The organism is Corallococcus sp. CA047B, assembly GCF_003612065.1.
Classification (GTDB): Bacteria; Myxococcota; Myxococcia; order Myxococcales; family Myxococcaceae; genus Corallococcus; species Corallococcus praedator.
This window is the reverse complement of the sequence record NZ_RAWD01000339.1, coordinates 1-9,697: the sequence shown is the minus strand read 5'-3', so window position 1 is coordinate 9,697 and position 9,697 is coordinate 1. Positions and strand designations below refer to the sequence as shown.

Sequence of the window (9,697 nt, the reverse complement as noted above, 5' to 3'; positions counted from 1 at the left end):
GGCGGAAGCAAACCGTCAGGGGACGGGATCGAATCCGCCGGGGTGGAATGGCTGGCAGCGCAGCAGGCGCCAGACGGTGAAGGCGCTGCCCTTGAGGCCGCCGTGCTTCTCCAGCGCCTGCATGGCGTAGGTGGAGCACGAGGGATGGAACCGACACGCCTTCGGCAGCAGCGGCCCCAGGAACCGCCGATAGAAGCGGATGGGCAGGGCGATGACGAAGGCGAGTGGACTCATGGGGCTGGCTCTTTAGGGGGCACGGTCGGTGCCGGAAAGAGCCGTTGCAGCTTACGGGTGACGCCGTCGAACGCACGGGAAACTTGCGCGAAGGAAGCCTCCTTCGCCGAGGAGCGAACGACCAGGACTACGTCGAGACCGGGCGGCCATTGCGCGCGGCGCTTGCGGAACAGCTCGCGCAGCACCCTGCGAAGACGCGCGCGCACCACCGCGTTGCCCACCTTGCTGGAAACGGTGAGCCCCACGCGGGAGTGCGCCCGGTTGTTGCGTTGGACGAGCGCCAGGAGGCAGTCGGACGGTAGCTTCTGACCGCCCTCCTGGACCTCCAGGAACTCACGTCGCTGAAGCAGGCGAAAGGCCTTGGGGAAGCGCTCGCCGGTTGCCTGAGGCACCCGCGGCGCCGCTCCCTCGGCCATCACACGTGCGTCCAGTTACTTCTTGAACGACGAAACCACCAGACGCTTACGGCCCTTCGCGCGACGGCGCTTGAGGACATCCCGGCCGGACTTGGTGCCGTTCCGCTTCCGGAACCCGTGGGCGCGATTGCGCCGGATCTTCGACGGCTGGTACGTGCGCTTGGACACGACTACTCCCTGAGAGCTGAAGGCGGCGCCCGGGACTCCCGGCGCGACCCGTACATTGGAAAGGGGGCGTCCGTAACCCTATTTCCTGGACAAGTCAATCACAGGATCACCCTGCCCCATCCCTGTTGCACCGGGATGGGTGGACCCGACCGATCATGTGGGAAAAGGGAGGAGGGGGCAAGGAACGTGCTTCACGCCGTCCCAGCGCCCATCCATGGACCCTGCATCCGTCGGGGGAAGATCCACCTGGCGTGGATCCACGGACAGCAGGGCAGGGCGGATCCGACGCGCTCCGACACCCAGGCCGTGGGTGGATCCCCGACAGATCACTCCAGGAGGGTGAACCCCTGGGAACTGTTGAGCTTCTGGCCGGTTCCTTGATCGCCCAGAAACCCTCTGTTAGCACGGCCGGACGCCCGCTGGTTCCCCCCTCCGCACCGTCCTTCGAGCCTCCGTGTGAACGCCCTCGCCACCCAAGCCCCGCCGTCGCTGCCCAGTGCCGGAGTCGTCTGGACCCGCACGCTGGAAGCCATCCGCCAGGAGGGCCTCCACTACGCGTTGACGTGGCTGGAGCGGATGCGCCCCCTGGAGGTGCGCGAGAACGCCCTCGTCCTGGGCGTGCCCGACCGCTTCTTCCGCGACTGGGTGGATGACCACTACCGCGCCATGCTGGAGACGCACCTGTCCCGGCTGGAGCCGTCGCTGGGCCGCGTCGCCTATGAGGTCGTCGTCGGACCTCCGCCGTCCGCGAACCTGCCGCCCACCCCCACCGTGAAGGTGAACTCGGCGCGGCCGTCCCGGCTCAACCCGCGCTTCACCTTCGACACCTATGTGGTGGCGGACAGCAACCAGCTCCCCGCCGCGGCCGCCCAGGCCGTGGCCCACCGGCCGGGCCACAACTACAACCCGCTCTACATCTACGGCGGCACGGGCCTGGGCAAGACCCACCTGCTCCAGGCCGTGGGCAATCACATCTGGGAGAAGGACCCCACCCAGCGCGTCGTCTACCTGTCCAGCGAGCAGTTCACCAACGAGTACGTGGAGAGCGTGCGCGAGCACCGCATGACGGACTTCCGCCGGAAGTTCCGCGAAGAGTGCGACGTGCTGCTCATCGACGACATCCAGTTCCTGGGCAAGCGCGAGGAGACGCAGAAGGAGTTCTTCTACACCTTCGAGACGCTCTTCAGCCTCAACAAGGCCATCGTGCTCACCAGCGACATGGTGCCCGCGGAGGTCCCCGGCATGGAGGACCGCCTGCGCAGCCGCTTCGCCATGGGCCTGATGGCGGACATCCGCGAGCCCACCTACGAGACGCGCGTCGCCATCCTCCAGAAGAAGGCGGAGCAGGAGGGACTGAACCTGCCCGACCCCGTGGCGCACTTCATCGCCCGGCACGTGCAGAAGAACGTGCGCGAGTTGGAAGGCGCGCTCGTGAAGCTGTCCGCGATGCACAGCCTGACGCGCCAGCCGGTGACGGAGGAGTTCGCCGCCCAGGTGCTGCGGGACATCCTGCCCGCGCAGCGCACCGTGGACGTGGAGGCCATCCAGCGCGAGGTGGCCCGCTTCTACAAGCTGACCGTGGAAGCGCTGAAGGAAGACCGGCGCCACAAGGCCCTGGCCCACGCGCGCCAGGTGGCCATGTACCTGAGCCGCAAGCTGACCAAGAGCTCGTTCCCGGAGATCGCGTCCCGCTTCAACAAGGACCACTCCACCGTCATCTCCGCCGTGCGCAAGGTGGAGGGCCTGCGGGAGACGGACCCCAGCGTGCACCGCGATTTGTCGGAACTGGAAACGAAGCTCGGCGGGATGTGACGTGAAGGTTGACCTGGCGTCCCCGGCTTCGGGCATGCTGCGGCTTCGCGGGCCCTGACGGGGTCCGCCGCACGGAACGCCCGGCCGGAGGCGTTCCCCCTGACGGCTTCACTTCCGACATGCCCCACATCCCGTGGCCGCGCGCCTGGTGCCTTGCCCTCGTCGTGCCGGGCCTGACCTCCTGCGGGGGTGAGCCGGACGCGTTCTCCCTGCGCTTCGGGCTCGACCCGACGACGCTGTTCGGCGCCGCTTCACGACCGGACGCCAGCGTCCAGGTGATGGAGGTGCCCCCGCCCACGCCGCCCTCTTTCAAGTCCAGCGACGGGCTCGAGTTCCAGCTGCGCTCCGCCACCTCCACGTTGTTCGACGTGCGCCTGGCGCTGCCCGGGGCCCGGACCTGTGCCAGCCTCCAGGACCTGTTGTCCCCCGTGATGACGTGCGAGGACGCGGTGGGGGGACAGCCGGGAGCCCTGGTCCTCCCGGGGCCGCTCGAAGTGGACTGGAGTCAGGGAACGACCCGTCCGGAGGGACCGCTGCGTATTCCGGCGGGTGTCTATCGCCGCGTCGATTCCCGGCTGGGAACGACCCCGCCCACGGGCCCGAGCTTCAGCGCCCGCGCGAGCTTCTACTTCAAGGGACAGACGAACATGCTCGAGCTGGACCTCTCCACCCAGGAAGCCCTGCGCTTCGAGCCGCCCGGGCCCATCGACGTCGAAATCGAACGGCCCGACGGCACCGTCCAGGTGGGCATGCTGGACGCGTCCCTCTGGCTCCAGGGGGTCCCCGTGAAGCAATGCCTCACGACGGGAGAGCTGACCCTCACGGACAGGACGCTGCGCCTGGAGGAGGCTCGCGGCGCGTGCGAAGGCGCCGCCGAGCGCGTGAAACACAACATCCTGTCCAGCGGCAGGCTGTATGTCTTCATCCCCTGAGATGTTTCAGTGCTTTCACCGGGGCCCTCGCGGCCTCTCACGGGAACGCCGGCCGGAACGTTCCCTTTTCTTGTCGCAACCTCCCGCCATGTCCCTTCCTTCGTGGTCGCGTCTGATGTGTCTGCCTTTGCTGCCCCTGTGTCTCTCCGGCTGTGGCGATACGGGCGTCCACACCCGGCTCGTCTTCGCCCTCCAGCCCTCGTTCCTCGCCGGCGACCCGACCCTGGTGGGCGTCCGGGCCATGGAATCGCCTCCCTCCCTTCCCAACATCGCCTCGGATGACGGACTCACCTTCCAGATGGATGGCGCCAGCGTCACGGTGGCCAACATCCGTCTGGAGTTGGGTTCGGGACTCGGTTGCTCGACCGTGAGCGATTCGCTTCCCGACGAAGCGCGGTGCGAGGACAGCGGGGACCAGGGCACGGTCACGCTCGCGGGCCCGGTCTCCGTCAACCTGGCGACCGGAGACGTGTCTCCACCGCTGGAGCTTCCTCCCGGCACCTACCGGCGGGTCGAATTCCAACTGGCGGGCGACGGCTTCAAGGCCCGAACACGCCTCTTCAAGGACTCCAAGATCTGGAACATGGACCTGACGCTGCCGGCCGGGGAGGTGCTGCGCTTCGAGGCCCCGGGTGACTTCGGGCTGAAGAAAGCCGGCTCCCTGCGCGTGGTCTTCCGGCAGGAAGCGTGGCTGGAGGGCCTGCCCCTGGCGTCATGTTTCCAGAAGGGAGACCTGACCCAGACGGACACGTCCGACATCCTGCTGGATGCGGCCCGCGGTGAGTGCGTGGGCGCTGGGAAACACGTGCGCGACAACATCCGCGCGAACGGTGGCCTGAACACATACAGCTTCTAAAGCCTCCCGGGCGGAGGAGGGACCCGGAGCAGCGAGGCCCCCCTCAATCCTTTCTCACCAACCCGAAGTGCTGGTCCAGATAGGGCAACAGGACGAGCACCCACAGCAGCGGACTGAGGACCCCCAGGACGATGCCGGCGAGGGCCTGTCCCCGCCGCCCGATGGGTGGATGCGCCTGGGGCTTCACCCGAAACAGCCCCACCACGCCGCACACCACCGCGAGCGGCGAGAGCAACGGCATGAGCAGCCCGCTGAGACCGAAGTGGAAGGCCTGACGCGCGATGGGATTGTTGCGCAGCCGGTTCCACATCGCCGCCAGCGCGCCGGGCGTCACGGGCTGCCGGAAGAAGAGCCGGTTGCGCACGTCGCGGTGGATGAGGACCGCGACGAACATGAAGGGAAGGGCGGACAGCAGGTGGTGGATGCGCTGCGCCGGCTCCAGCACGCCCGCGCCCAGCGCCAGCACCAGGGGGGTCACCACCAGCGCGGGCCGCGCCCACGGCCTGCCCAGGAAGAAGGCCCCGCCCACCGGCACGGACGCCAGGTACAGCGCCGAGAACAGCCACTCCTTCCGGGAGGGCGCCCCCCCGGACGCGAGCGACAGGAACACGCCCAGCAAGAGGGACAGGGTGAGCATCCCCACCGTCCAGGCCCAGGAGTCGCGCCGGCCCCAGTGCTCCAGGCGGAAGGCCTCCAGGTAGTCCACCTCCGGGCGCTTGGAGCAGGCGACGCAGAAGACGCGCTCACTGCCCAGCGGGAACCGGACACAGTCCGCGCAGACGAAGGCGCCACAGCGCGAGCACGTGCCGCCCGCGAGCACGTCGGGGTGGACGGCGCAGTGCGGCTGCGCGGAAGGAGGGACCTCCAGGCTCATGGCCGCAGTGTCGCACGGCGAGCAACATCCAGCACCCCGGAGCCCACCCTGTCTCCTTCCGGCTTACAGGCCCTGGAGCGCGTGTTAAGCGCGCGAGGCACCGTCCTGAACCGAGGAGGAACCTTGTCCCGATTGAAGGCCCTCGCCGCCGCGGCCCTGTTGCTGGGGACTCCGGCGCTCGCCCAGCAGCCCGAGGCGAAGCCGTTGGAGCCCGGCCGCGAAAACCTGGCCATCCCGTATGAGAAGTACACGCTGCCCAACGGCATGGAGGTCATCCTCTCCGTGGACCGCAAGCTGCCCGTGGTGGCCGTCAACGTCTGGTACCACGTGGGCGCCTACGACGAGCAGCCGGGGCGCACCGGGTTCGCGCACCTCTTCGAGCACATGATGTTCCAGGGCTCCAAGCACGTGGCGGACGACGTGCACATCGGCCTGCTGGAGCAGGCGGGCGCCTCCGACCTCAACGGCACCACCAGCTTCGACCGCACCAACTACTACGAGACCGTGCCCAGCAACCTGCTGGAGACCGCGCTGTGGTTGGAGAGCGACCGCATGGGCTTCCTGCTGGATGCCCTCACGGAGAAGAAGCTGGAGACGCAGCGCGAGGTGGTGAAGAACGAGCGCCGCCAGGGCGTGGAGACCGCCCCCTACGGTGAGGCGCAGGAGAAGGCGTGGCAGGCGCTGTTCCCGGCCCCGCACCCGTACTCGGGCAACGTCATCGGGTCCATGAAGGACCTGGACGCGGCCAATGTGGACGACGTGAAGGCGTTCTTCCGCACCTGGTACGCGCCCGCCAACGCGACGCTCGCCATCGTGGGCGACTTCGACGTCGCGAAGACCAAGGCGCTGGTGGAGAAGTACTTCGCCACGCTGCCCTCCGGCCCCAAGCCCAAGCGGCCCGACGTGAAGCCCGTGAAGGTCACGCGGGAGACGGTCATCCGCCACGACGAGAAGGTGGCCACGCTGCCCCTGCTCTCCATGTCATGGCTCACCGCCCCGTACCTCAAGCCCGGGGACGCGACGGCGGACGTGCTCGCCACCGCGCTGGGCACCGGCCGCGCCAGCCGCCTGTACCGCCGGCTGGTGCTGGACAAGCAGCTGGCCCAGAGCGTGGACGCCACCCAGCAGAGCCAGGGCGCGCAGTCCGTCTTCACCATCGAGGCGGTGGCCCGGCCCGGCGTCACCACGGACGCGCTGCAGAAGGAGATCGACGCGGTGCTGGACGAGGTCCGCAAGGAGGGCGTCACGCAGGAGGAGATCGTCCGCGCGCGCACCCGCTATGACACGCGTCAGCTGGCGGGCCTGCAGGCCGTGGGCGGCTCCGGCAGCAAGTCCGACACGCTGCAGAGCTACAACCAGTTCGTGGGCGAGCCCAGCTACGTCGCGCAGGACCTGGCGCGCTACCAGGAAGTGACGCCCGCGCTGGTGAAGCAGTTCGCCAACGACGTGCTGCGTCCCGATGCGCGCGTCGTCCTCCACGCGGTGCCGTCCAGCAAGGGCGCGCCGCCGTCTTCCGGTTCGGGCAAGGAGGCCCGTTGACCATGCACCGCCGAATCCTCACTGCCCTCCTCACGCTGACCGTCTCCGCCTGCGCCACCACGAAGCCCGCGGAGGCCCCGCCCCCGGAGACGCCGGCCTCGCAGCAACCCCAGACACCCGCGCCGGATCCGGAGGCGTTCCGCGACACGCAGCCCAAGCCCGGCACGCCGCCGGACATCGTGCTGCCCACGTTCGAGAAGGCCCAGTTGGACAACGGGCTCACCGTCATCGTCAGCACGCGCAAGGAATTGCCGCTGGTGTTCGCGGGCATCGCCTTCGCTTCGGGGGTTTCGCAGGAACCCCTCGCGAAGCTGGGCGTGGCGGACCTGTCCTACCGGATGCTGCTGGAGGGCGCGGGCAAGCGCGACACGGTGGCGCTGGACAACGCGTTCGCGGACCTGGGCGTGTCGCCCGCGCTGTCGGTGGAGCCCGACGGCGCCTTCGTGGGCGCGCGCGTGCTCACGCGCAACGTGGACGCGGTGATGGCGCTGCTGTCGGACGTCGTGCTGCGGCCCACCTTCGACGCCAAGGCCTTCGAGCGGCGCAAGAAGCAGCAGTTGGGGGAGCTGGTGCGCCGCATGGGCGACCCGAACTTCCTCGCGCAGCAGGCCTACTACGCCGCCGTCTTCGGCGCGGACCACCCGTACGGCCATCCGTCCGGGGGCACCCCCAAGACGGTGCAGTCGCTGACGCTGGCGGACGCGAAGAACTTCTACGTGAAGAACACGGGGCCCCGCGCCGCCGCGCTCATCATGACCGGTGACGTGACGCTGCCGCAGGCGGTGGAGTGGGCGAAGAAGTACTTCGGCGGCTGGAAGGGTGGGGCGGTGGCGCCCAAGCCGCCTCCCGCGCCTCCCGCGCCCCCGCGTCAGCAGGTGCGCGTGGTGCCCAAGCCGGGCCTGGAGCAGACGGTGGTGCTGGTGGGCCGTCCCGGCCTCGCCGCGGGCCACGCGGACGAGTACCCGCTGGAGCTGGCCACCACGGTGTTCGGCGGCTTCTTCGGCAGCCGGCTCAACATGAACATCCGCGAGGACAAGGGCTACAGCTACGGCGCCAACGCGCACCTGGGCACGCGCCTGGGCGTGGGTCCGCTCACCGCGAACGCGGCCGTGCGGCAGAACGTCACCGGCCCCGCGCTCAACGAGTTCATGAAGGAGCTGGCCGGCATCAAGACGAACCCCATCACGGAGAAGGAGCTGGCCGCCGCGCGCGAGGGCCTCATCCGCGCCTTCCCGGGCGCCTTCGAGACGGTGGAGGGCCTGGGTGGCAGCGCCGCGCAGCTCTTCTTCCACCGCCGCCCGATGGATGAGTTCAAGAAGAGCGTGGAGGGCCTGCGCGACGCCAGCGCCGCCGAGGTGCAGCGCGTGGCCGAGGCCTACCTGGACCCGGCCGCCATGCAGGTGGTGCTCGTGGGCGACCCGCTGGTCATCCAGGAGCAGGTCACGCCGCTGAACCTGGGCAAGCTGACCCTGGTGGAGACGCCGGACACGGCGCCCGCGCCCAAGGCCGCGACCCCGTAGCAGGGGCGTCGTGAGGAAGTGATTCTGGCCGGGGTCCCGACGTGGGTCGGGGCTCCGGCCTTTTTTCATTCCCGGATGGGTTCGTTCTCGCTGTCCTCCAGGGCTTCGGCCTTGAGGCGGCCGCGCTCCTCGCGCTCCTCGGCGTCCACGTCATCCAGGACACTGCCGCTGTGGTTGGTGTTGCCGCCCACCGGGGCATCGCTGTCGAAGGCGAACTTCTGCTCCTCGGTGGAGTGCTTGGCTGCGTCCGCGTACAGGGGCTTGGTGTCGTCCGCTTCCAGGCCCCGCTCCACGCGGTCCTTGGCGAAGCCGGGCTTGTGGGCGCCGGTGTCCTTGTCGCTCTTCTTGCGGGTGGCCATGGGGTGCTCCCAGTGAGGTAGGTCAACAGGTGACACCGTGAATGTCGGCAGCCTTGGGGCCGCGCACCACGGTGGGCCCTGGAGTCCGGGGGCCCGGTTGCCCGTCCCCTCACCAGGTGTCAGTGAAACGGCTAGGATGGTGACTGCATGGGCGGACAGCGCGGGAACAGCCTGCGGCACGGGGGGACGACGTCCTCCGTGGGCACGCGTTCCCAGACCGCCCTGACGCGCACTTGCACCGGCCTGACTCCTCGCGGAGCGCGGACCGCCTGACTTCGGATGGACCTCCCAGGGTCCCCCTCCCGAACCCGGCCCCGCGCTCCTCCCGAGCGCGGGGCTTTTTCGTTGCCTCCAACACCCCCAGAGACACCCCCATGACGACCCTGACGCCTCCGATGAACACCCACCGCCGTGCCCCGTCCCGCCGCGAGGAGGCCGTGTCATGCGCGTGATGAAATTCGGTGGCACCAGTGTCGGGGATGCGGACCGGATGCGCGGCGTGGTGGCGCTCGTCGAGGAGGCGCGCAAGACGGAGCGGGTGGCGCTGGTGGCCTCCGCGGTGTCGGGCATCACGAACCTGCTGGTGGACGCGGCCCGGGTGGCGCAGGAGGGCGAGTCGGTGCAGGCGGCGTGCGCCCGCTTCGAGGACACGCACTCCGCCATCGCGAAGGCCCTGAGCGCGGATTTGAAGCCCGCCCAGACGCGGCCGCTGGCGGAGGGGCTGGTGGCGCTGGGAGCCGAGCTGCGCGGGCTGTTGCAGGGCGTGGGGCTGTTGCGTGAGTGCTCGCCGTCGGTGCTCGCGCACCTGTCGGGCCTGGGGGAGCGGGCGTCCTGCCTGTTGCTGGCGGCGCTGCTGGAGGCGCGAGGGCTTCAGCCCACCCGCCTGGATCCGCGGCAGGTGCTGCTGTGTTCGGGGGATCCGCTCCAGGCGACGCCCCGCGTGGAGGAGATCCGCGCGCGGTTCGCGCCCTTCCGGGAGGGTGGGCC

The 9,697-nt window shown here is 69.5% G+C and carries 10 protein-coding genes and 1 pseudogene; 6 read left to right on the top strand and 5 right to left on the bottom strand.

Annotated features, from left to right (window positions below):
* Positions 1–15 precede the first annotated feature (15 nt).
* Genes yidD through rpmH form a run of 3 tightly spaced genes read right to left on the bottom strand, consistent with a single transcriptional unit; the run spans position 16 to position 818 of the window.
* Complete coding sequence (yidD, locus tag D7X74_RS34705; RefSeq protein WP_120537285.1) at positions 16–234, bottom strand: membrane protein insertion efficiency factor YidD; 219 nt, start codon at positions 232–234, stop codon at positions 16–18.
* A complete protein-coding gene (gene rnpA / locus D7X74_RS34700) occupies positions 231–653 on the bottom strand; it encodes a ribonuclease P protein component (protein ID WP_370450836.1) in 423 nt (140 codons plus the stop codon). The genes yidD and rnpA overlap by 4 nt, the downstream gene beginning before the upstream one ends.
* Before the next feature lie 12 nt (positions 654–665).
* Positions 666–818, bottom strand: a complete 153-nt coding sequence (gene rpmH / locus D7X74_RS34695) for a 50S ribosomal protein L34 (protein ID WP_120537283.1) — start codon at positions 816–818, stop codon at positions 666–668.
* Between the two features lie 456 nt (positions 819–1,274).
* Here rpmH and dnaA point away from each other — a divergent pair, with 456 nt between their 5' ends.
* The 3 genes from dnaA to D7X74_RS34680 all read left to right on the top strand — a co-directional run bounded on the left by dnaA (position 1,275) and on the right by D7X74_RS34680 (position 4,418).
* Positions 1,275–2,630: a chromosomal replication initiator protein DnaA gene (dnaA, locus tag D7X74_RS34690; protein ID WP_120537282.1), complete on the top strand. Its 1,356-nt coding sequence runs from the start codon at positions 1,275–1,277 to the stop codon at positions 2,628–2,630.
* 119 nt (positions 2,631–2,749) lie between these two features.
* Positions 2,750–3,562 carry a hypothetical protein gene (locus D7X74_RS34685; protein ID WP_120537281.1) on the top strand — a complete coding sequence of 271 codons (813 nt, stop codon included), beginning with the start codon at positions 2,750–2,752 and terminating at the stop codon, positions 3,560–3,562.
* Between the two features lie 115 nt (positions 3,563–3,677).
* The gene (locus D7X74_RS34680; RefSeq protein WP_147446785.1) at positions 3,678–4,418 is read left to right on the top strand and encodes a hypothetical protein; all 741 of its coding nucleotides are present in this window, start codon (positions 3,678–3,680) and stop codon (positions 4,416–4,418) included.
* Positions 4,419–4,461: 43 nt separating this feature from the next.
* On the opposite strand, the gene D7X74_RS34675 is transcribed toward D7X74_RS34680, so the two are convergent.
* On the bottom strand, positions 4,462–5,292 hold the full coding sequence (locus D7X74_RS34675) for a DUF4190 domain-containing protein (protein ID WP_120537279.1): 831 nt from the start codon (positions 5,290–5,292) through the stop codon (positions 4,462–4,464).
* A 132-nt stretch (positions 5,293–5,424) separates the two neighbouring features.
* On the opposite strand from D7X74_RS34675, the gene D7X74_RS34670 reads away from it, so the two are divergent.
* Positions 5,425–6,831: a pitrilysin family protein gene (locus tag D7X74_RS34670; protein WP_120537278.1), complete on the top strand. Its 1,407-nt coding sequence runs from the start codon at positions 5,425–5,427 to the stop codon at positions 6,829–6,831.
* 2 nt (positions 6,832–6,833) lie between these two features.
* Positions 6,834–8,351, top strand: coding sequence for a pitrilysin family protein (locus D7X74_RS34665; RefSeq protein WP_120537277.1), 1,518 nt, complete (start codon positions 6,834–6,836; stop codon positions 8,349–8,351).
* Positions 8,352–8,416: 65 nt separating this feature from the next.
* On the opposite strand, the gene D7X74_RS34660 is transcribed toward D7X74_RS34665, so the two are convergent.
* Positions 8,417–8,710: a hypothetical protein gene (locus tag D7X74_RS34660; RefSeq protein WP_120537276.1), complete on the bottom strand. Its 294-nt coding sequence runs from the start codon at positions 8,708–8,710 to the stop codon at positions 8,417–8,419.
* A 442-nt stretch (positions 8,711–9,152) separates the two neighbouring features.
* Between D7X74_RS34660 and D7X74_RS34655 the strand changes: the two are divergent.
* A pseudogene (locus tag D7X74_RS34655) lies at positions 9,153–9,697 on the top strand (bifunctional aspartate kinase/homoserine dehydrogenase I); the annotation flags it as partial.